Origin of the sequence: Streptomyces chartreusis NRRL 3882, assembly GCF_900236475.1 — a bacterium.
Classification (GTDB): domain Bacteria; phylum Actinomycetota; class Actinomycetes; order Streptomycetales; family Streptomycetaceae; genus Streptomyces; species Streptomyces chartreusis_D.
On record NZ_LT963352.1, the window covers coordinates 4,229,334 to 4,249,556 of the forward strand.

Here is a 20,223-nt window from a genome sequence, read left to right on the forward strand (position 1 = left end):
GACCGTCACGGCCACAGCGGCCGGGGTCCGTCGGGGAAGGCCGACGCCATCTGCCAGGCGTCGAACCGCTCCAGGGTCACGTCGCCGTCGGCACCGATGCCGACGCCGACGGCCTCGTCGGGGCGGGTGGGGTAGAGGCGGGCGGTGAGAGGGCGACCGTTGGCGAAGACCTCCAGGGCGGAGTGGTCGATGAGGACGCGCAGGTCCACGCGGCCGTCGTCGCCCAACGGCAGGCCGCCGTACCGGGGTTCGGTGTCGACGGTCGGGTCGAGGCTGCTGTTCTCGCGGTGCAGGCGCAGGGTGCCGACCGTTCCGTCGTGCGCCCTGCTCACCTCCACGACCGTGCGCTCGGCGCCGTCCGGTGTTTCGCGGACCACGAGGCGGGCGGTGGCTCCCGGGGCGAGGCGCAGGGTGGTCTCGATGTCGAGTTGGTCTCCGCGCACGCGGTGCAGCTGGGTGTAGGGAGAGGTCAGCGGGCCCGCCGCCACCTGCAAGTGGTCCTTCCTCAGCAGGCCCAATTCCGGAACCGGCGCTTGGATCAGGTTGCCGTTCGCGTCGAGCGTGACGGCCCTGGGCAGGGACATCACGCCGCACCAGCCGGCCTGGGCGTTCGCCTCGTCGGTTCGGCCCTCCTGGAGCCAGCCGAACATGATGCGGCGGCCGAGGTCGTCGCGGGTGGACTGGGGGGCGTAGAAGTAGCGTCCGCCGTAGTCGAGACGGTGGAGGGCGGTCGGGGTGAAGGTGTCGCCCTCGTAGCGGCCGGTCCAGTACAGGGGGTGATGGGTGGTGCCCTCGTCCCAGGCGGAGAAGACCAGCACATCGGTGCCGCTGGCCTCCCCGTCCTCGCCGAGCCGGAAGAGGTCGACGCACTCCCACATCGTGCCGGTCCAGTCGAGCTCGCCCCGGTTCTGCGAGGCGTCGCCGGTCAGCAGGGGGCCGACGTACCGCCAGGTGCGCAGGTCGTCCGACTCGTACAGGAAGGCCGTTCCGCCAGCGCCCCGGATGCCCGAGCCCACCAGCTGCCGCCACACCACGTCTTCACCCGAGCCCTCCCGCCAGACACAGTGGTCGCGGAATGCGGTGATGTCCACGCCCTCGGGCGGAGCGGTGATGACCGGGTTGGCCCGGTCCTTGGTCCAATACTTCAGGTCTGCGGATCCCCTTGCCAGGCAAGGGAGTTCATGTTCCCCGTGGCGGCCGGAGTAGACGAGAGTGGGCACTCCGCCGTCGTCGACGAGGACTCCGGACCAGCAGCCGTCGCGGTCGGGGCCGTCGGTGCCGGGGACGAGGGCGACCGGTTCATCGGTCCAGTGGACGAGGTCGGTGCTGGTGGCGTGGCCCCAGTGGATGCGGTGGTGGGCGGGCGCGAGCGGGTTGTACTGGTAGAAGAGGTGGTATACGCCGTCCCACTGGGACAGCCCGTTGGGGTCGTTGAGCCAGCCACCGGGCGAGGTGAAGTGGAATCGGGGGCGGTGGGGGTCGCGCAGGGCGCGCTCGGCCAGCCCCTCGGCGATGGGAGTGCCGGAGGGGAGGGTGAGGTCGTGGGTCATGCGGCGGTGGTCTCCGCTTTCTCGGTGTCGTCGGTGGCCTCGCCGTCGGGCCGGTCGGTGGCCTTGAGGACGCGGCGGGCGATGTCGGAGGCGGGCGCGCGTAGGTGGCAACGCACCCAGTGCGGTTGTCCGTCGTCTTCGCCGACGATGTGGCGGACGGGTTCGATGCGGCTGCACGTGCCGTCGTCGTACGGGCAGGACGTGGGGTTGAGGATCTCTTCGCGCAGCCGGGCGCGCTCGACGGGGTCGTAGCTCCCGGCCCGCTCCGGGTCGGGAACGGCGGACAGCAGCAGTCGGGTGTAGGGGTGGGCGGGGGCGTCCATGACGGCCAGGGCGTCGCCGCCCTCGACGAGTTCGCCGGCGAACATGACCATCGTGGTGTCCGCGAGGTAGCGCGCGGAGCCCAGGTCGTGCGTGATGTAGAGCATGGCGATGTTCCGCTCATCGCGCAGGCGCCGCATCAGGTTGAGCACGCCGACGCGCAGGGAGACGTCCAGCATCGAGGTCGGTTCGTCGGCGAGGATCAGCCGGGGCTCGACGGCGAGGGCGCGGGCGATGGCGACTCGCTGGCGCTGACCGCCGGAGAGTTCGTGCGGGTAGGACTGGAGCATGTCCTCGGTCAGGCCGACCGTCGTCATCAGCTCGCGCAGCGCCTCGGGGGTGGCCTGATGGCCGTGCAGGACCAGAGCCCGGGTGAGGAAGTGCTCGATGCGGTGGACGGGGTTGAGCGAGCCGAAGGGGTCCTGGAACACCATCTGGACCTTGCGGCGGTACGCCCGTGACGCCCGGCGCCGCTCGCGGCGCAGGACGTCCTCGCCGTCGAGCAGCACCTGTCCGGAGGTGGGCTGTTCGAGGCGGGCGAGGCAGCGGGCGATGGTGGACTTGCCGCTGCCGGACTCGCCGACCAGGGCGGTGATCCGGCCGGCCGGGAGGTCGAAGGACACGTCGTTGACGGCCCGGACGCGGCGTCGGGAGAAGACGGTGCCGACCTGGAAGTCCTTGGTCAGGCCGCGTACGGACAGCAGGGGTTCGGTCATCGGGAGGCTCCTTCCGGACTGCGGGCCTCGCTGCGGGCCACCCAGCGGCCGGGCGCGACCTCGCGCAGGTCGGGGATGTTCATGGAGCAGTCCGAGCGGTCCTCGGGGCAGCGGGCGTGGAAGCCGCAGCTGTCGGCGGTGCGCGGGGCATCGAAGAGGCCGGTGAGTTCGCGGCGCGGGCCGGTCAGCGGTGGGAAGGCGTTCATCAGCGCCTCGGTGTACGGGTGCAGCGGCTTGCTGAACAGGTCCTTGGCGTCGGCGAGTTCGACGATCCGTCCGCCGTACATCACGCCCATGCGGTCCGACAGCTCGACCATCAGGGACATGTCGTGGGTGATGAAGAGGATGGAGAAGCCGAGTTCCCGCTGGAGGTCGCGGATCTGCGCCATGATCTCCTGCTGCACGACTACGTCGAGCGCGGTGGTCGGCTCGTCCATGATCAGCAGCCGGGGGCGCAGTGCGACGGCCATGGCGATGACCACGCGCTGGCGCATACCGCCGGAGAGCTGGTGCGGGTATGCCTTCAGCCGGTCGGGGTCGATGCCCACCAGCTGAAGCAGCTCGCCGGCCCGCTCCCGCGCGGCCCGCTTCTTCATCCGCTCGTGGGTGGTGAAGATGTCGACGATCTGCTCGCCAATGGTGAGGACGGGGTTGAGGGAGTTCATCGCCGACTGGAAGACCATGGCGATCTGCCGCCACCGGAAGGCACGCAGCTCGCGTGCGTCCAGGGCGAGGACGTCCCCGCCCTGGAAGCGGATGCTGCCCGCGGTGATCTCCGCCGGTGGCTTCAGCAGCCGCATCACCGCGTTGGCGATGGTCGACTTGCCGCAGCCGGACTCTCCGGCGAGGCCGAAGATCTCACCCGCGCCGATCTCGAACGACACGTTGTCCGCTCCCACGACCGTACGGCCGTCGCCGCGGTACTCGACCCGGAGGTCACGCACCTCAAGTACGGGGTCCATGGCTCAGCCCCTCCTCTTCTTCACGGAGCGCAGCCTCGGGTTGGTGATCTCGTCGACCGCGTAGTTGACCAGCGCGAGCCCGAAGGCGACGAGCGCGATGCACAGTCCGGAGGGGACGAAGACCCACCACGTGCCGGTCATCAGGGCGCCGTCGCTGCTGGCCCAGTACAAGTTGGTGCCCCAGCTGACGACGCTGCTGTCGCCGAGGCCGAGGAACTCCAGTGCCGCCTGGGACGTGATGCCGAAGACAACACAGCCCAGCAGCGTGGTCATCACCACGGACGCCATGTTGGGCAGGATCTCCCGGAACATGATCCGCAGCGGTCGCTCCCCGGTGACGACGGCCGCGGCCACGAAGTCCTTGCCGCGGATCGACCTGGCCTGGGCGCGCAGCACCCGGGCGGAGCCCGCCCAGCCGGTGACCACCAGGACCAGGACGACCGTGGAAGTTCCCGGGGGCAGGAACGCCGCGAGGATGACCAGCAGTGGCAGGCCGGGCAGCAGCAGGAAGACGTTGGTCATGAGGGTCAGCGCGTCGTCCACCAGCCTGCCGAAGTACGCGGACGCGAGGCCCACCAGGATGGCGACGCCGGTCGCCGCGAGTCCGACGGTGAACCCGACGAACATCGAGGAGCGGGAGCCCCACAGGGTGAGGGCGAGGACGTCCTGCCCCTTGGTGGTCGTACCGAGCCAGTGCGCTCCCGAAGGGGGCTGGCTGCCGGTGGAGTTGATCAAGGACGGGTCGCCGGGGGCGAGGACGGGCGCGAGTAGCGCCAGAGTCGCGAAGACGGCGAGCAGGCACAGCCCTGACAGTGCCTTTTTATTGCCGAGGAGTTGGCGTGCCAGCCCGTGGCGCCGGCCCGACTCCCGTACGGGGCGTGCTGACGGGGCCGTGGCCGGGGTCTCGCCCGCGATGTCTACGGCGGTCATTTCTGAGGCTCCCTTCAGCGGACGCGCACGCGCGGGTCGAGGCGGACGTAGACGATGTCGACCAGGAAGTTCGCCAGGAGCACGGCTGCCGTGATGGTGAGGAAGATGCCCTGCATCAGCGGGTAGTCGAGGCCCTGCACGGCTGCGAGGAGCTGGAAGCCGATGCCGGGGTAGGCGAACACGACCTCGGTGAGCAGGGCGCCGCCGACAACGAAGCCGAGACCCATGCCGAAGTTGGTGACGGAGGGAAGCAGTGCGTTGCGGGCGGCGTAGCGGAACATGATGCGTGAAGGGCTCAGGCCCTTTGCCTCGGCCATGGTGATGTAGTCCTCGGCCGCCGTGGCGATCATGGTGTTGCGCATGCCGAGCATCCAGCTGCCGACGGTGACGGCCACGACGGTGAGCGCCGGGAGTACCAGGTGGGTGCCGGCGTTCGAGATGAACTCGGCGTTGAGGCCGGGGGTCAGACCCGCGTCGTACGCGTGCCGCAGCGGGAACCAGCCGAGCGTCACCCCGAACAGGTACAGCGCGCCCATCGCCAGCCAGAAGTACGGGAACGAGCCGACGAAGATCAGCAGGGGCGGGAAGGCGGAGTCGAGGAAGCCGCCCCGCCGCCAGGCGGCGAGGACGCCGAGCAGGTTGCCGACGACGGCCGCGACGACGAGGGCGGTACCGCCGAGCAGCAGCGTCCAGCCGATCTGCGAGCCGATCACCTCGGAGACCGGGGTCGGGAAGCGGGAGATGGAGATGCCGAGGTCGCCGGTGAAGACGCTCTTGACGTAGGAGATGTATTGCTCCCACAGGGGGCGGTCGTCGAGGCCGAAGAGTTTCCGCAGCTGGGCTATCTGCTCGGGCTGCATCCCACCTGCCTGCTGCGCGAACATCCGGGAGACCGGGTCGCCCGGCATGAAGCGCGGAAGCAGGAAGTTGATGGTGATGGACGCCCAGAAGGCGAGCAGATAGAACCCCAAGTTGCGCAGGATGAGACGCACTGCTCGTGCTCCCTGTCGATGGGGGGTGAACGGGGATGCGGTGCGCGGGGGGGGCGGCCGTCCGAGTCGGGGAGGAGGACGGCCGCCGGTCCGCGCGGACCCGCGTCAGCTCTTGACGGGCTTCAGCGAGGTGAGCACGAGGATCGTGCTGGCGTTGCGGTTGCCGAGAGTGGCGTACGGGTTGTCCTCCGACGGCCAGCCGGTGAAGCGCTTGTCGGTGTACGCGCCGAACTCGGGTCCGGTGAACAGGGGCACCGCGGGGGCGTCCTCGTTGTACAGCTTCTGCAGGGCGTCGACCTGCTCGCGCTGCGCGCTCTCGTCCGTGGCGGCGGCGAAGGCGTCGATGAGCTTGTCGGCCTTCTTGTCGGCGAACCGGTGGTAGTTCTGCGTGGCCTTCTCTCCGACGGGCTTGAGCATCCCGCTCGACATCACGTCACGGAAGTACTCGTACGGGGTGGCACCGTTGTTGCTCCACACGATGCCGGTGTCGAAGGTGCCCTGCTCGTACGAGCTCACCACGGCCGCCCAGTCGGGCGTCTTCACGGTGGCGGTGATGCCGACCTTCGCGAGGTTCTGCTTGATGATGTTCGCGGCCGAGATCCAGTCGGAGGATGCGGAGCCGACGGAGATGTCGAGCGTGAAGTCCTTGCCGTTCTTCAGCTTCCGCTTGCCGCCGCTCTCCTTGTAGCCGGCCGCGTCAAGGGCCTTGGCCGCCGCGTCGGTGTCGTACTTCGTCCAGGTGCAGGAGGCGGCGAGGTCCTTGTCGCGCCACTTGTCGTACGTGCGGGCCAGGCCCGTGCAGTCGGCGGGTTCGGCATAACCGTTCATCGCGACCTTGGTGATCTGGTCGCGGTCGACGGCCATGCTGAGCGCCTTGCGCACGGCCGGGTCGTTGTAGGGCGCCTTCGTGGTGTTCAGCTGCCAGTTGATCATCGCGCCGGCCGGCGGGAACCAGTAGTGGTTGTGCTCCTTGTCCTTGGCGACGAAGGACTTCTCGATGTCCGGGATGAACGACTGCGTCCAGTCGACCTCGCCGTTGGTGAAGGCGAGGTTGGCGCTGTCATTGCCAGAGAAAGCGAGCATCCGGATGCCGGCAATCTGCTGCTTGGCGGGCTGCCAGTAGTCGGGGTTCTTGCGCAGCTCGTACGACTGTGCCTGGAACTTCTCGATCTTGGTGTACGGGCCGGTGCCGACCGGGTTCGGGTTGGTGAACTTCGCCGGGTCCTTGACCTTGGACCAGATGTGCTTCGGCATGATCTGCTGACCGGCGATCTCCCAGAAGCCGGGCGAGAAGGGCTTGTTGAAGGAGAACATCACCGTGTGCTCGTCGACCGCGGTGACCTTGTCGAGGTACTCCAGGCCGCCGAGCACCTTCTTGCGCAGCTCGAAGGTGTAGACGACGTCGTCGGCGACGAGCGGCTTGCCATCCGACCACTTGACGCCCTCGCGGAGCGTGAAGGTGAGGGACTTGCCGTCCTTCGCCTCCTCCCACTTGGTGGCCAGCCACGGCGTGTCCTTGGCGTCCGCCATGCTGTGCACGACCAGCGGCTCGTAGACGGCCTCCTTGGTCATGGGGGCGGCCTGCGGGGAGAGCGGGTTGAAGTTGCGCGTGAACGTCGCCAGGTCCTCGCGCGGGATGGTGAGCAGCTGGTTGCCGGAGGTGTCACCGGCGCCGGCGGCGCCCGAGCCACCTGTGCAGGCGGACAGGACCAGGGCTGCGGCGGCGGTCGCGGTGGCCGCTCTCAGGACAGGGCGCAGCCGCCGTGAAGGTATGCGGGAGGGTGCCATAATGAAGACTCTTTTCCTCTCTTCAACACACAGGACGAAGACGGGGATGGGATTCCTCGGCGGACTGATTCGCGGTCAGACCGACGAGCGTTCGAGCAGCGGGCAGTCGATCGTCACCCGGTGGGTGTCGAGCGGCTGCCCCGCTGCGAGAGCGGCGAGCATGTCGACGCCCTTGGTGCCCATGGCCTCGAAGGGCAAGGCGAGCGTCGTCAGCTTCGGCCGCAGGTAGGCGGCGATGAGTTCCTGGTTGTCGAACCCCACCACGGCCACGTCGTGCGGGATGCGCAGGCCACGTTCCTTGATCGCGTCATAGGCGCCCATCGCCATTCGGTCGTTGCCGCAGAACAGCGCGGTCGGCCGGTCGCCGGCCGGGCGGTCCAGCAGTTCGCAGGCGGCGGTGTAGGCGCCGTCGGCAGTGGCGAAGCCGGGGATGACGAGAGAGGGGTCGGGGGTGATCCCGGCCTCGCGCAGGGCACGCTCGTACCCCTCGCGCCTGCCGATGGCGGCCGGGATCTCCGGGTCGAGGTTGATGAACCCGATGCGGGTGTGCCCGGCATCCAGGAGCCGGCGGGTCGCCTTGTAACCGCCCGACGCCTCGTCGGGCAGGATGCACGGCAGCTCCCCTTCCGCGTCGTAGCAGTTGACGAGAACCGTCGGCACCTCACGGGCCGCCTTCGGCAGGCTGACGGCCCGGTGCCAGGTCGTGGCGTACAGGAGCCCTTCCACCCGGTGCTCCAGCATCTGATCGAGCGCGGCGGCCTCCTGCGCGGGGTCACCCTCGCTCGCCGCGATCAGCAGGAACCTCCGATCACCCCAGGCGCGGCTCTGCGCACCCGTGATCACCTCGGCGGCGAAGGGGCCGGTCACGATCTCGGTGATCAGCCCGAACCACCCACTGCGGTTCGCGGCCAGCGCCCGCGCCCCGGCGTTGGGCCGGTAGCCCAGCTCGTCGATCGCCTCCAGGATCCGCCGACGGGTCTCGTCGGGGATGGCGGCGCCGGGCTTGTCGTTGAGAACGAAGGAGACCGTGGTCCGCGAGACACCCGCGCGGCGCGCCACATCGCTCATGGTCACGCGATGCGACTTGTTCGTGGCCACTTCCAGTCCCCTTCGGCCGTCCGGAGGCGCGACATCGCCTCCGGTTTCGCGCTTTAATAACGCGCGTTACTTCCATGTGGCACGGAAATTACGTCCGTCTTGAGCGGCATGTCAATACCTGCGCACGGGCTGCATCAGGCCACTCGCCCGGCGCCCTTCGCTACCCGCGCTCTTCCTGAGAGAGGCAGACAGTCACCATGGCCCGAGCCCAGGCCCCCAACAGCGTCACCGTCCTCGGCGAGTGCGTCGCCGACGTCTTCACCGACCCGGCCAGATCGGGCCCCGACGAACTGGCGCTGCGGGCCCTGCCCGGTGGCGGTCCCGCCAACACCGCCGTGGCCCTCGCCCGGCTCGGCACTCCCACCCGCTTCCTCGGACGGTTCTCCAACGACGTCTTCGGCACCCTCTTCCGGGCCCGCCTCAGCGACTCCGGCGTCGACCTGACCGGCAGCGTGACAGCCCCCGAGCCCAGCACCCTGGCCGTCGCCGACCTCGACGCGACCGGCCAGGCCACCTACACCTTCTACGCCGACAGCGCCGCCGACTGGCAGTGGACGGCCGACGAACTCGCCGGCACCGCGTATGAGGGCACCGTCTGTCTGCACACCGGGTCCCTGGCACTGATACGCCAGCCCGGCGGCAGCCACATCGAGGACCACCTCGCCCGGGCACGCGAGCACGTCACCGTATCCATCGACCCCAACGTCCGCCCCCTGCTCGTACCGCCCTCCGCCTACCGCGAACGGCTCCCCCGGTGGTGTGCCCTCACCGACATCCTCCGCCTCAGCGAGGATGACCTGGCGCTGCTCCTGCCCGGCGCCGGCCCCGAAGAGGCTTGCGACACCTGGCACGCCGCCGGCGTCCGCCTAGTGGTCATCACCCTCGGCTCACGCGGCGCCCTCGCCTCCCTCGACGGCCGCCGTGTCACCGTCCCCACCCCGGCCGTCGACGTCGTCGACACCGTAGGCGCCGGGGACTCCTTCACCGCGGGCCTGCTGCACTGCCTCGCCGTCCTCGGACACCTCGGCGGCCGACTCGACCGGCTGAGCCTCGACGAGGTCGCCGACTCCTGCTCGTTCGCCGCCCGCGTCGCTGCCCTGACCTGTTCCATCGCCGGTGCCAACCCGCCCCGGGCGGGCGAATCGGGACCGGGGACCGGCATCGAACAGCTCCTGCCGCATGCCTGAACACGAAGTGCCCGTTCCGGCAGCGATGACTGCGGGAACGGGCACCGAATCCCGACGGGGCTTCCTCATGCATCCATGGTTCGCCGCCGCTCGTCGGCCGATTCACGCAGCTGCTGCCGTACCTCGGCGTCGATGCCCTGGGCCAGCTTCCGCTGGTGCTTCGCCGTCGAGTGCTGGTAGATCAGCTGGGCCCGCTCCGAGGACTGGCCGGCGCGGACCATGAGGTCCTTCAGCTTGGCGCCGGTGTCAGCCGCCAGGGTGTTGCCGGTGTGGCGGAGGTCGTTGAAGCGGAAGTTGTCCGGCATCCCCGACCACCTGCTCACCGCCCCACCACCGCGCCCCGCTCGCCGGTCGGCCGGACACCTCCGGCTGCTCTACGCCGGGCGCCTTACCGCAGAGAAGGGCATCGAGTCCCTTCTGCGCGCGATGTCCGTCGCCCAGGCCGTCGAACTGAGCATCGCAGCACCTCGCCACCAGTTCCACGGCCTGACTCCGCTCCTGCGCCTCCTCAAGGTCCACGTCCGCTACCTCGGCTGGCTCAGCCGTCCACAGCTGTGGAAAGCCTTCGCCGATCATGACGCCCTCGTCATGCCCTCGACCACCCTCGAAGCCATGGGCCTGGTCGCGCTTGAAGCCCAAGCCTGCGGACTGCCGGTCATCTACCAGCCCGTCCCCGGCCTGAGCGACACACTCGCCTCAACGGGCCTGGCCACCGACTTCACCAACCCGGCCGCGCTCGCCCAGGACCTCAACCGGCTCCGCAGTACCTCCGGCCTCCTGCCCGCCCTCCAGGCAGCAGGCCGCACCAACGCCGCCCACTACCCCCTCACCGCCACGGCAGCGGCCCTGAACGACCTCGGCGAACAGCTCGCCTGACCACCCACGCCGTAACGGGTCTGCACCCGGCTCGTCACTACGCTGAGCGCCGGGACACCACACGGCACGGCCCACGATCGATCGGGAGACCATGGCGCTCGACCTCGACACCGACCGCATCCACCAGCTCCTCCACGACGGCGTCCGCGACAAGATCTACCCCGGCGCCGTCTGGGCCATCGGCGACAGCCTCGGAACCACTGCCAGCGGGACCGCGGGCGTCCTGGATCCCGAACTGCCCAGCGACCCCATGCGGCACGACACCGTCTTCGACGTCGCGAGCCTCACCAAGATCCTCGCCGTATGGTCGACCGTCGGTTGCCTCGTCGACGACGGCAAGCTCCAACTCGACACGCCACTGGGCGATTTCTGGCCCGAGGTGAGCGGGCACCCCCTGGCGCAGGTGACCGCTCGCAACCTGCTCACCCACACCGCCGGCGTCCCACTCCGGGCCAACCTGAAGCACCTGTACGGCACCGATCCCCAGGACATCCGCGACGGCGTCCTCCGCGAGGCCCTCCACCGGCCGCCAGGCCAGGCGGTCGAGTACACCGACCGCGCAGCCCTCATCCTCGGCTACCTCGCCGAACACGTCTCCGGCCAGACTCTCGACGCCCTCGCGGCCAGCCGCGTGTGGCAGCCCCTCGGCATGACACAGACCAGCTTCGGGCCACTGCCCACCGACACGGCCGCACGCTGTGCACCCACCGAACTCGACGACGCCACGGGCACGCATCTGCGCGGCACCAGCGGTAGCGCAGAGACTCCGCCCGCCGGGTACCTGGGGTGGATCCTCTACGATCACTCCGCAGGTCGGCTCGACTGGCGGTCACAGCTCCTTCGCGAAGGCGTCCTGGTACGCCGCCCCCTCCGAACACGTTGAGGTCGACGTGTCCACTCGTATAGGTCATCTCCGTCACTTCGGTGATCCGCGCGCCGTTCAGGAGCAGCTGGATGCGGTTCCCCTCGGTGCGGATGCGATCGGATCACGGGGCATCGAGAACTCCATGACCTAATCGGAGCCAGCTGGTGCGTCGATGATCTCAATGCTGGTCACACCGGTTGGTTGAGCCACGTACGCGGGAGAGAGCATCGCCGCACTGAGGAGATCGCGGTCAGGCCGGCGCCGAAGGAGGCCAGGTCGGACTGGACGCGGTTCGCGTTCGAAGTGACCGACGCGGACTTCCCGGCCCGGCTGGACGGGCCGGGCCGGCATCCGTTGATCTGCTGACCGATCGACGGGGTTGTCGATGAGCGGTGAGCTCAGGGATACGAGACCACGTTGGACGGGATGGTCGATGTGCCTGATGTCGGGGTGCCGGTGTCGTTGATGACGTGCTCGTACTGGCCGTTGCCGCCGAGCGAGACGACCAGGAGGTGGTGGAATTTCACGCCCGGTGTGTTCGGGGCAACGAAGCCGTTGTGCTGGACGATGGTCGGGTCGACGTTGTAGTTGCAGTAGCTGCCGAGGCCCCATGCCTCGTGTGTCGTCACCGAGTCGGCCACTTTGTAGGCCGCGTAGCCGTTGACGGAGCCGTTCTGGATGGCCGCCTGGTTCGGGGCGTCGTACGCCTTCTCGTTCTGGAAGAAGATGGTGCGGCCGCGCTGTCCGTTCCATTGGACGTCGTACTTGTTGAAGTGCTCGACGAACAGGCCGGTGGCGAGGACGTCGTCGCCGTTCACGACGACGCCGTAGTCGGCCCGGTTGGTCTCCCAGCCCACGCCGTCACCGTGGTCGGCGCGCCAGAGCCAGGTGTGGTCGATGATGGTGTGACGACTGTTGATCACCATGCTGGTGGTTGCCTTCCCGGGGCCGGTTCCACCGATGCGGATGAATACGTCCTGCACGGTGATCGGGTTGGCGCTGTGGCCGGCCGAGCATCCGGGTTCGCCGACTTCGAGCAGGGTGCGGGAGTTGACCGGTCCGGCATCGATGAGGAAGCCGGCCAGGCGCACTCCGTCGACGTCGGCGACCTTGAGGGCGGTGACGCCGTTGTTCGGGATCAGCGTGGCGTAGCCGAGTCCGAGCACCACTGTGTTGGGCCGCCTGACGCGGACCGTCTCGTCGAGGTGATAGATCCCAGGGGTCAGCAGCAGGTGGAGTCCCTGGGCGAGTGCCCGATTGAGAGTGGCCGCCGTGACACCCGGTTTGGCCACGTAGAACCGCGACAAGGGCAGTGAGGTGCCTCGCGGCGTGCCGTTGCCCCAGCTGACCCCGCGGGCGTAGGTGCGCTTCGCGGGCAGGAAGACCCGGTACTCGCTTCCCCGCAGGTAGAGGAACGGCTTCTCCCGTGAGATGGGGGTCGTGTCGAGTGTGGTGTAGGGCGGGTTGGGGAAGCTCTGCGCGGGCGCGCCCTGGACGCCGGAGAACACCATGTTCCAGACAGCGTTGAGCCAGCCGCCGATGACGCTGTCGCGGGTGTACCACTGCTGCTGCGAGTACGGTCCGACGTGGCCGTCGATGCGGCTGTCGGCGATGTAGCCGCCGCTGGCCCAGCCGTAGCCGGTGGGGGCGAGGTTGAGGTTCCCGCGGACGTGCATGCGCCGGAAGGGCGCCGCCTGGGAGACGGCCCAACGGTTCGTGGCGTTGGCCGGTACCACCGCGAGGTTCTCGGCGGACCGCCAGAAGTTCGACGTGGCCTTGCCGCCGTTCCATTCGGCGTCGACGGTGATGTCCCCGTTGATGGTCGTCTCGTCGGGAGTCAGCCCGAGGCCGGCGATGGAGGTGTGGAACCCGATCCGGGCGTTGAGCCCGTTGTAGGTGCCGGGCTTGAACAGGAACGCGTACCGGCCGGTGCCGAACTCGTCCGACTCCTGCTGGTGGAACACCTCGTCCAGTTTGGACTGGATGCCGGGGGTCGACGGGTCGAAGACGATGACGTTCGGGCCGAGATCACCGCCGCCGGGCAGGGGCCGCGGCGGCTTGGTCTGTGGGGCGGCTGACGCCGGCCCGGGAAGGGTGACTGCCACGGCGGCGGCCGCGGCACCTGCCGCACCGAGAACGGTGCGGCGGGCGACGGCTGGACGTCCGGGCGAGGAGGAATTCGAAGCAGGGGTCATGGGACTGTCTCCTGGTTCAGATATGAGGGGACAAAGTGGGTGGAGAGTGCGATCTCAGGTCGAGTGGTTGATTCGGGAACGGCAGGAGCGCGGCGGCCTGGCGGAACTGGGGGTCGCGGGGTCGTCGTCCTCCACGGCCGGGATGTTCTGCCGGAATTCGCGGTAATCGCACGCTGGTTGGGCGGCGTTTACGCCGCGCGGCCTTTCCCGTTGAGCGTGTCGGTGCCGTATTCCTTGATCTCGAGCGGCAGGAGCTGCCATGCGTCGATCGAGTAGTTGAGCTGTGCGCCGGGCGCGGTGTGCGCCTGCAGGTGCCAGGGGCCTTCGCCCACGGGGTAGAAGCGCACGGTGAGTACCTGGCCGGTCGAGAGGAAGATCTCGGCGATGGAACGGTCAACTACGACGCGCAGGTCGACCGGCCGACCGCTGGGGCAGGGCATCGTGTAGGTGCCGCCGCGGGCGCGCGGGTCCAGTGAGGCGTGGTCGCGGATCACGACCAACTGGCCTGCGTCGGCGTCGAGGAGGATGTCGAGGTACTCGGAGTCGTCTGGAGCGGTGACCAGTCGCAGGCCGGTCTTGCCGGTGGCTTCGAGACGGGCCGTGAGGTCGAAGCTGCGGCTGACTTCGCCCAGGTCGACGGGAGCGGAGCCTGCGGCCAGCCCGGCTGCGTGGACGGTACGTTCCCCGCGCAGTGCGAGCAGTTCCGCGGCGGGCCGCTGGTGCATCCGGCCGTCCTCGGTCAGTTCTATCTCTCGGGGGAGCGTGAGCGTTCCGGCCCAGCCTTCGGCCTCCGACCACTCCTTGTTGCGGGCTTCCCACGACCAGCCCCACAGCAGCCATCTGCCACCGGGTGCGCGCAGTAGAGCGGGGGCGTAGAAGTCCGGGCCGTGGTCCAGGAGTTGGGGCGGGCCTGCTTCGAAGACGTCGCCGCGGTCCTCGCCGATCAGGGCCAGCACGCCTTGCGGGCCGTCGCGTTCGTACCAGCCGGAGAGGATGAGGGCGCCTCGCCCGGAGGCCGCCGGGAGGTACTGGGGGCACTCCCAGCCTTCGCCGGTGAGCAGTCCGGCGTCGCCGACGGGCTGTGGTGCACGGGCGGAGAAGGGTCCCCGGTAGGTCCAGGTCTGCAGGTCCGGTGAGTCGTACAGCAGGGCCGCGGCGCGGCCGTCGGCGAGTGCGGCGCCGACCAGCATCCGCCAGGTGTTCCCGTCCTGCCAGACGTAGGGGTCGCGGTACATGGTGGTGCCGTCGGGCGGCTCGGGTATGAGCAGGTCACCGCGGGGGCGGAAGGTCAGGCCGCCGTCGCGGGAGATGGCGGTGGTGATCAGCTGGTGCTGCGGACGCTCCTGGCGGTGCGCGGAGTAGAAGGCGACGATCCGGTCGCCGTCGGAGACGGCGTTGCCGGAGAAGCAGCCGTCGGCGTCCTCGCCCCCGGGGGTGGGGGTGAGGGCGATCGGCAGGGGTTCCCAGCTCACCAGGTCGGGGCTGCGGAAGTGGCCCCAGTGCATGTTGGCGTGGTCGGTTCCGTGCGGGTTGTACTGGTAGCAGACGTGGTAGTGGCCGTCGTGGTGGACCAGCCCGTTGGGGTCGTTGATCCAGTTGTGGGGCGGGCGCAGGTGCGCGACGGGACGGTGCCGGTCGCGGTCAAAGGGCGCGGTGGACACACGCGTGCCTTTCGAGGTGTTGGAGAGCGTCGGAGGGGTGAGGGTGGCTCAGCGGAAGGAGCCGGCCACGATGCCCTCGACGAAGTACCGCTGGGCGGCGAGGAAGATCAGCACGCTGGGGATCAGGGCGATGATCACTGCGGCGAGCACGATGGAGATGCTGCCGGTGCCCATGTTTCCCTGCAGGGTCACCAGGCCCAGGGGCAGGGTGAAGTTGTCGGTCGACTGCAGGAAGATCAGCGGGCGGAAGAATTCGTTCCAGTAGGCGGAGAAGGTGAGCACTCCCAGGGTGGCCATCGGGGCGCGCGCCATGGGGGCGTAGATGCGGGCGAAGACCTGGAAGTGGGAGGCTCCGTCCACCCGTGCCGCCTCGCCGAGTTCGCGTGGCATCTGCAGGAAGTACTGCCGCATCAGGAAGGTACCGAAGGCGCCTCCGACGGCGGGCAGGACGAGCGCCATGCGGCTGTCGGTCAGGCCCAGGTACTTGATGATCAGGAAGACCGGGATGATGGTCGTCTGGATCGGGACCATCATGGTGGCCAGGATGACGGCGAACAGGGCCTTGTTGCCGCGGAAGCGGACCATGGCGAAGGCGTAGCCGCTCATCGTGGAGGTGATGAGCTGGCCGACCACGATGAGTCCGGTGACGATCACGCTGTTGAGGAAGAACGCGGTGAAGGGGACCTTGTCGAAGACGGCCTGGTAGTTCGACCAGACCGGATCCGTGGGGATCCACTGCGGCGGATTGTCGAAGGACGTGGCCGGGGTGCGCAGGGAGGTGGCCAGGGCCCACACGAGCGGTGCCACCACCAGCGCGGCCGTAACTGTTAGCACGGTGAGCGACAGCAGGCGTCCGATCCGGACCCGGCGGCGCCGGCGCGGGGCGCGGGCGGTGGTTGCGGGCTGCTTGTCGAGGATGGCGGTCACGAGTAGAACACCCACTTTCGACTCACCGTGAACTGCACGGCCGTGATGATCAGCAGGACGGCGAACAGCACCACGGAGATGGCCGAGGCATAGCCGAACTGGAGGTTCTGGAAGGCCGTCCGGTACACGAGCAGCACGGTGGTGTAGGTCGACTCGCCGGGGCCTCCCTTGGTCATCACGTAGGGCTGGTCGAACAGCTGCATCGTGTTGATCAGTCCGACGGTGGAGGCGAACAGCACGGTGGGGCTGATGAGGGGCAGCTTGATCCGCCAGAACATGCGGGCGGGCGATGCGCCGTCGATCTGCGCGGCCTCCAGGACGTCGCCCGGTACGGAGCCCAGGGCGGCGACGAAGAGGATGAAGGTGAAGCCCAGCTGCTGCCACACGGCGACCAGCACGATGGTGGCCGTCGCTCCCCCGGTGGAGCTCAGCCACGAGACCTCGGGCAGGTGAAGCAGGTCCAGGTAGTAGTTGATGACGCCGAACTGGTCGTTGAACACGTACGCCATCACGATCGAGATGGACGCCGCGGAGGCCAGCATCGGCAGGAAGAACGCCGCGCGGAAGAGGTGCTGCACGATCTTCGACGCCCGCTGGGCGACCAGCAGCGCCAGTCCCAGGCCGAGGGCGACCTGGAGGAACACAATGATCACGGCGAGACCGGAGGTCACCAGCAGCGAGTGGGTGACCGTCTCGTCGCTCAGCACCGCGTCGAAGTTGTCCAGCCCGACGAACTCGGGGCTGGAGATGGCGTCCCACTTGAAGAGGGCCAGGACGAACGAGGCGAGGATCGGCGCCACGGTGAACACGACGACCACGACCAGGGCGGAGGCCACCATGGCGTAGCCGAACAGGGTCTCGCGGCGGGCGCGCCGGTTCTGCGCGCGGCGACGCAGCGCCGCGCTCTGCTCTTCCTGTTGCTCGGGAGGGCGGCCGGACCACGCGCCCGACGGGGCGGACACGCGGCCACGGTTCCGTACAGCCTGTGAAGCCTGTGACATCGACGCCTCACCCTGTCTTCATGGCGGTCTCGAGGTCGCTCTGCAGACCGTCCAGGGCCGCCTTCGCCTTGCCCGAGGACATCGCCTCGGTGGTGCGCTTGTTCAACGCGATGGCCATCGCCTGGTAGTACGGCGGGGCCGGGATCGGCGCGGTCTCGGGGAACTTGGTGAGGGTGTCGTAGAAGACGTGCCAGTTCTTGGGACCGGTGGTGGAGTACCTCTCGGCCGTCATCATCGACTTGCGCGGGAACGTGGTGGTGTTGCCCGGCATCAGCACGTCCAGGTTCTTCGCGGACACCAGGGACTTCACGAACTCCCAGGCGAGATCCTTGTTCTTGGACGACTTGAGGATGCCGTAGCCACCCGCGCCGAACAGGTGCCGCTGACTGCGCCACTTGGGGAAGTACTGCACGTCGAAGGAGCCTGTCTTCATGCCGGCGTTGTGCAGGCCGCCCGCCCAGAACCCGCCGCCGACCGACATGCCGATCTTGTTGCTGGCGAACAGGCCCTGCAGCGTGGCGCCGCCACCGACGTCAGGCTTGGCCGACAAGCCCTCCTTCTGCAACTGGATCATGTAGTCGAGGGACTCGACGACCGGAGCGGAGTTGGCGGTCGGATCCCCCCAGCGCCAGCCGCCCTTGCGGCCGGCCGCGGCGGGGTCGTTCGGGTAGAAGGTGTTCCACAGCCAGTCGCCGCCGTCCCACTTGCCCTCCGTCAGCAGGTTGCCGCCGTTGGCGTACATCCACGACGTCCAACTGCCCCACAGCCGCACCACCCAGTTGTAGGGGACGGCCGAACCACCCTTGCGGGCAATCTTGGTGGCGATGTCGTAGAAGTCGTCCTTGGTCCAGTCGTCGGCCGGGCGCCCCACCCCCGCCTTATCGAACAGGGAGGTGCTGTAGAACATGTTGCCGGCGTTGAAATCGGTCGGCAGTTCGTACAGGTGGCCCTGGTACATCATCGCTTCGATCAGCGCCGGGTGGACGTCGGCGAAGTACGACTTGAGCTGGGACGCGTCCCGCTTCACATAGTCGTCCAGCGGTTCGGCCAGGCCCTTGGCCGCGAAGAGCTGCAGGCCCTCGGTGGCGACGGAGGCGATGTCGGGAGCGTTGCCGGCGGCGATCTGGGTGAGCAGCTTGCTGAAGAAGTCGTTCCAGTCCGTGCCCGAGATGCCGGTGAACTTCACCTTCATGCCGGGGTGCGCCTTCTCGAACGGCGCGGCCACCTTGCTCAGCTTGTCCGCGGACGCCTGGTCGGTGAAGACCAGCACGTTCAGCACGTTCGAGGCGGAAGAGCTCGACGAGCCGGAGGAACAGGCGGAGGCCAGCCCGCCCACGCCCGCTGCCGCGGCGGAGGCGACGCCGGCTCTCAGCACGCCACGGCGGCTGAACGGCTCCTTGAAAATGCCAGAGGACATGTGTGTACCCTCACTGTGTTCCAAGTACTGACAGGGATGACGACCGGTTGCGACGGTCGCCTGTCGTTGTGTGAATGCTTCGCCGTCCCGGGTTCAGAGCCGGGGCGGCGAAGTGACCGATGCCCGCGCCACCAGCGGGCAGTGCAGCACTTCCTGTGCGACCGGGCCTGGTGGCGAACCCGGCGTTCCGGTGAGCGCGAGCAGTTGTGCGACGGCCCGCGCCCCCATCTCGTAGTGCGGGAGCTGGACCGTGGTCAGCTGGGGGTAGAGGGCCTCGGCGACCAGCTCCTGGTTGTCGAACCCCACGACAGACAGGTCGTGAGGGATGGACAGTCCCAACTCGGCGGCAGCCCGGTAAGCGCCGGCGGCCATCCGATCGGTGTAGCAGAACAACGCCGTCGGGCGCTGCTCCGCCGTCAGCAGACGCCGGGCGGCCCGGTAGCCCGAGTCCACATCACCGCCGACCGTGTCGAACGGCACCGCCGTCTCGGCGGCGACCAGGGACGGGTCGTAGGGGATGCCGGCCTCGGCCAGCGCCTTGCGGTAGCCCTCCAAGCGGCCCTCCCGGGCGGGAAGGTCGCGGGTCTGCACGGTCACACCGATCCTGCGGTGCCCGTGGTCGATCAGCTCGCGCACCGCGGTGTAACCGCCCTGGACCTCGTCGGGCACCACGAAGGGGACGGCGGGGTCGTCGCAGCGCGCGTCCAGCAGCGCGGTGGGCGTCGAGCGCAGCGCCTCGGGCAGTTCCACGATGCGGTGGTACATGGCCGCGTACAGCACGCCGTCCACCTGCCGCTGGAGCAGCATCTCGATGCTGGTGCGCTCCAGTTCCGCATCGCCGCTCGTGTTGACCAGCAGCAGCACCAGGCCCTGGGCCGCGGCGGCCTCCTGGGCACCCAGGATCATCCGGCCGGCGTGGGGGGTGGTGGCGATCTCGTCGCTGACGAAGCCGATGGTCTGCGAGCGCTGCGTCGTCAATGCCTGCGCCAGACTGTTCGGCGCGTATCCGAGCTCCTCGGCGACCCGCCAGATGCGCTGCTGGGTCTCCTGGCTGATCCGCTTGCCCTCGACCCGGTTGAGGACGTTCGACACCGTCGCCTTGGACACGCCTGCCGCGGCAGCCACGTCCTTGATCCCGATCCGGCGCACCATCATCCCCGCCCATACTGGTTGAAACTGGGTTGCCTAACCGGTTAGGCAACCATGTGCACATGAGAGTGCCTTCGGCCAAAGCTCCTGTCAATGGCTGGTTACAAACTCATGTCCAGGCATTTGCGCGGGGGGGTGCGTACCCACGGTCCCGGGGCGCCGTCGGCCGACCCTCGGACGGGAGCCGGAGGCGGAGGACTGGCGGCGGCACTACTCGCCTTCCCTCGACGGCCGGCCCCGTTTGCCCCGCACCGGGGGCCGGCCGTCGACCAGCGGCAGAAGCTGGGTGATGTCGTTGCGGTGCCCGCCAGTGTGCGACACGCGCAGCGGGGTGCCGTGGGCATCGTCAGCACATGATGCTTCGAGCCCGGCCGCGCACGGTCAACCGGACTCGGACCGACTTTTGGGCTGCTCCCCCCCCGCTTGGCCGGCACATGCGAGGAGTCCACGGTGACGCGGGAGAAGTCCAGGCGGTCCGCCGCCCGCAGCACCCGCTGAAGCTCCTCCCACACATCGGCCTCCTGCCATTCAGCCAGCGGCCGCCAGCAGGTAAGCCGCCATCAGGCCGTAACACTCCTCCATGGAGCA

General features: G+C 68.8%; 15 protein-coding genes and 3 pseudogenes. 3 read left to right on the forward strand and 15 right to left on the reverse strand.

Translation table 11 applies throughout. The features are described 5' to 3' along the window. Window positions 1–5: 5 nt before the first annotated feature. The 7 genes from SCNRRL3882_RS18955 to SCNRRL3882_RS18985 form a co-directional block, all read right to left on the reverse strand. Window positions 6–1,550, reverse strand: coding sequence for a glycoside hydrolase family 32 protein (locus tag SCNRRL3882_RS18955; protein ID WP_010032163.1), 1,545 nt, complete (start codon window positions 1,548–1,550; stop codon window positions 6–8). Beyond that, entirely contained in the window at window positions 1,547–2,587 is a 1,041-nt protein-coding gene (locus SCNRRL3882_RS18960) for an ATP-binding cassette domain-containing protein (protein ID WP_010032165.1), read from the reverse strand. The genes SCNRRL3882_RS18955 and SCNRRL3882_RS18960 overlap by 4 nt, the downstream gene beginning before the upstream one ends. Continuing rightward, window positions 2,584–3,549 carry an ABC transporter ATP-binding protein gene (locus SCNRRL3882_RS18965; protein WP_010032172.1) on the reverse strand — a complete coding sequence of 322 codons (966 nt, stop codon included), beginning with the start codon at window positions 3,547–3,549 and terminating at the stop codon, window positions 2,584–2,586. The genes SCNRRL3882_RS18960 and SCNRRL3882_RS18965 overlap by 4 nt, the downstream gene beginning before the upstream one ends. Window positions 3,550–3,552: 3 nt before the next feature. Continuing rightward, window positions 3,553–4,479: an ABC transporter permease gene (locus SCNRRL3882_RS18970; protein ID WP_010032174.1), complete on the reverse strand. Its 927-nt coding sequence runs from the start codon at window positions 4,477–4,479 to the stop codon at window positions 3,553–3,555. Between the two features lie 14 nt (window positions 4,480–4,493). Further along, window positions 4,494–5,471, reverse strand: a complete 978-nt coding sequence (locus SCNRRL3882_RS18975) for an ABC transporter permease (RefSeq protein WP_010032176.1) — start codon at window positions 5,469–5,471, stop codon at window positions 4,494–4,496. A 105-nt stretch (window positions 5,472–5,576) separates the two neighbouring features. Further along, complete coding sequence (locus SCNRRL3882_RS18980) at window positions 5,577–7,259, reverse strand: ABC transporter substrate-binding protein (protein ID WP_010032177.1); 1,683 nt, start codon at window positions 7,257–7,259, stop codon at window positions 5,577–5,579. A gap of 75 nt (window positions 7,260–7,334) precedes the next feature. Next, entirely contained in the window at window positions 7,335–8,357 is a 1,023-nt protein-coding gene (locus SCNRRL3882_RS18985) for a LacI family DNA-binding transcriptional regulator (protein WP_010032179.1), read from the reverse strand. A gap of 197 nt (window positions 8,358–8,554) precedes the next feature. On the opposite strand from SCNRRL3882_RS18985, the gene SCNRRL3882_RS18990 reads away from it, so the two are divergent. After that, complete coding sequence (locus SCNRRL3882_RS18990) at window positions 8,555–9,544, forward strand: carbohydrate kinase family protein (protein ID WP_010032181.1); 990 nt, start codon at window positions 8,555–8,557, stop codon at window positions 9,542–9,544. Window positions 9,545–9,609: 65 nt separating this feature from the next. On the opposite strand, the gene SCNRRL3882_RS18995 is transcribed toward SCNRRL3882_RS18990, so the two are convergent. Continuing rightward, window positions 9,610–9,849: an integrase gene (locus tag SCNRRL3882_RS18995; RefSeq protein ID WP_010032182.1), complete on the reverse strand. Its 240-nt coding sequence runs from the start codon at window positions 9,847–9,849 to the stop codon at window positions 9,610–9,612. Here SCNRRL3882_RS18995 and SCNRRL3882_RS19000 point away from each other — a divergent pair. Together SCNRRL3882_RS19000 and SCNRRL3882_RS19005 are read left to right on the forward strand one after the other, a co-directional pair. Then, window positions 9,842–10,420 (forward strand): annotated as a pseudogene (locus SCNRRL3882_RS19000) (glycosyltransferase family 4 protein); the annotation flags it as partial. The gene SCNRRL3882_RS18995 and the pseudogene SCNRRL3882_RS19000 overlap by 8 nt on opposite strands. A 91-nt stretch (window positions 10,421–10,511) precedes the next feature. After that, a pseudogene (locus SCNRRL3882_RS19005) lies at window positions 10,512–11,171 on the forward strand (serine hydrolase domain-containing protein); the annotation flags it as partial. Window positions 11,172–11,683: 512 nt separating this feature from the next. Here the strand turns inward: SCNRRL3882_RS19005 and SCNRRL3882_RS19010 are convergent. The 7 genes and pseudogenes from SCNRRL3882_RS19010 to SCNRRL3882_RS41120 form a co-directional block, all read right to left on the reverse strand. Then, window positions 11,684–13,480 carry a hypothetical protein gene (locus SCNRRL3882_RS19010; protein ID WP_029180630.1) on the reverse strand — a complete coding sequence of 599 codons (1,797 nt, stop codon included), beginning with the start codon at window positions 13,478–13,480 and terminating at the stop codon, window positions 11,684–11,686. A gap of 188 nt (window positions 13,481–13,668) precedes the next feature. Further along, window positions 13,669–15,141 (reverse strand): glycoside hydrolase family 32 protein, encoded by a 1,473-nt coding sequence (locus SCNRRL3882_RS19015; RefSeq protein WP_010032190.1) that lies wholly within the window; start codon window positions 15,139–15,141, stop codon window positions 13,669–13,671. Between the two features lie 48 nt (window positions 15,142–15,189). Next, window positions 15,190–16,068 (reverse strand): carbohydrate ABC transporter permease, encoded by an 879-nt coding sequence (locus tag SCNRRL3882_RS19020; protein ID WP_010032191.1) that lies wholly within the window; start codon window positions 16,066–16,068, stop codon window positions 15,190–15,192. Then, window positions 16,065–17,030 carry a carbohydrate ABC transporter permease gene (locus tag SCNRRL3882_RS19025; protein ID WP_010032192.1) on the reverse strand — a complete coding sequence of 322 codons (966 nt, stop codon included), beginning with the start codon at window positions 17,028–17,030 and terminating at the stop codon, window positions 16,065–16,067. Before SCNRRL3882_RS19025 ends, SCNRRL3882_RS19020 begins: the two co-directional genes overlap by 4 nt. A gap of 46 nt (window positions 17,031–17,076) precedes the next feature. Then, window positions 17,077–18,486 (reverse strand): ABC transporter substrate-binding protein, encoded by a 1,410-nt coding sequence (locus SCNRRL3882_RS19030; protein ID WP_029180632.1) that lies wholly within the window; start codon window positions 18,484–18,486, stop codon window positions 17,077–17,079. Window positions 18,487–18,579: 93 nt separating this feature from the next. Continuing rightward, the gene (locus tag SCNRRL3882_RS19035; protein ID WP_197709814.1) at window positions 18,580–19,611 is read right to left on the reverse strand and encodes a LacI family DNA-binding transcriptional regulator; all 1,032 of its coding nucleotides are present in this window, start codon (window positions 19,609–19,611) and stop codon (window positions 18,580–18,582) included. Between the two features lie 246 nt (window positions 19,612–19,857). Continuing rightward, window positions 19,858–20,186 (reverse strand): annotated as a pseudogene (locus SCNRRL3882_RS41120) (transposase); the annotation flags it as partial. Window positions 20,187–20,223: the final 37 nt, after the last annotated feature.

Excerpts from the sequence above, each read along its gene's own strand:
- SCNRRL3882_RS18955 (WP_010032163.1), bottom strand. The coding sequence starts at position 1,550 with ATGACCCACGACCTCACCCTCCCCTCCGGCACTCCCATCGCCGAGGGG.
- SCNRRL3882_RS18960 (WP_010032165.1), bottom strand. The coding sequence starts at position 2,587 with ATGACCGAACCCCTGCTGTCCGTACGCGGCCTGACCAAGGACTTCCAG.
- SCNRRL3882_RS18965 (WP_010032172.1), bottom strand. The coding sequence starts at position 3,549 with ATGGACCCCGTACTTGAGGTGCGTGACCTCCGGGTCGAGTACCGCGGC.
- SCNRRL3882_RS18970 (WP_010032174.1), bottom strand. The coding sequence starts at position 4,479 with ATGACCGCCGTAGACATCGCGGGCGAGACCCCGGCCACGGCCCCGTCA.
- SCNRRL3882_RS18980 (WP_010032177.1), bottom strand. The coding sequence starts at position 7,259 with ATGGCACCCTCCCGCATACCTTCACGGCGGCTGCGCCCTGTCCTGAGA.
- SCNRRL3882_RS18990 (WP_010032181.1), top strand. The coding sequence starts at position 8,555 with ATGGCCCGAGCCCAGGCCCCCAACAGCGTCACCGTCCTCGGCGAGTGC.
- SCNRRL3882_RS18995 (WP_010032182.1), bottom strand. The coding sequence starts at position 9,849 with ATGCCGGACAACTTCCGCTTCAACGACCTCCGCCACACCGGCAACACC.
- SCNRRL3882_RS19010 (WP_029180630.1), bottom strand. The coding sequence starts at position 13,480 with ATGACCCCTGCTTCGAATTCCTCCTCGCCCGGACGTCCAGCCGTCGCC.
- SCNRRL3882_RS19030 (WP_029180632.1), bottom strand. The coding sequence starts at position 18,486 with ATGTCCTCTGGCATTTTCAAGGAGCCGTTCAGCCGCCGTGGCGTGCTG.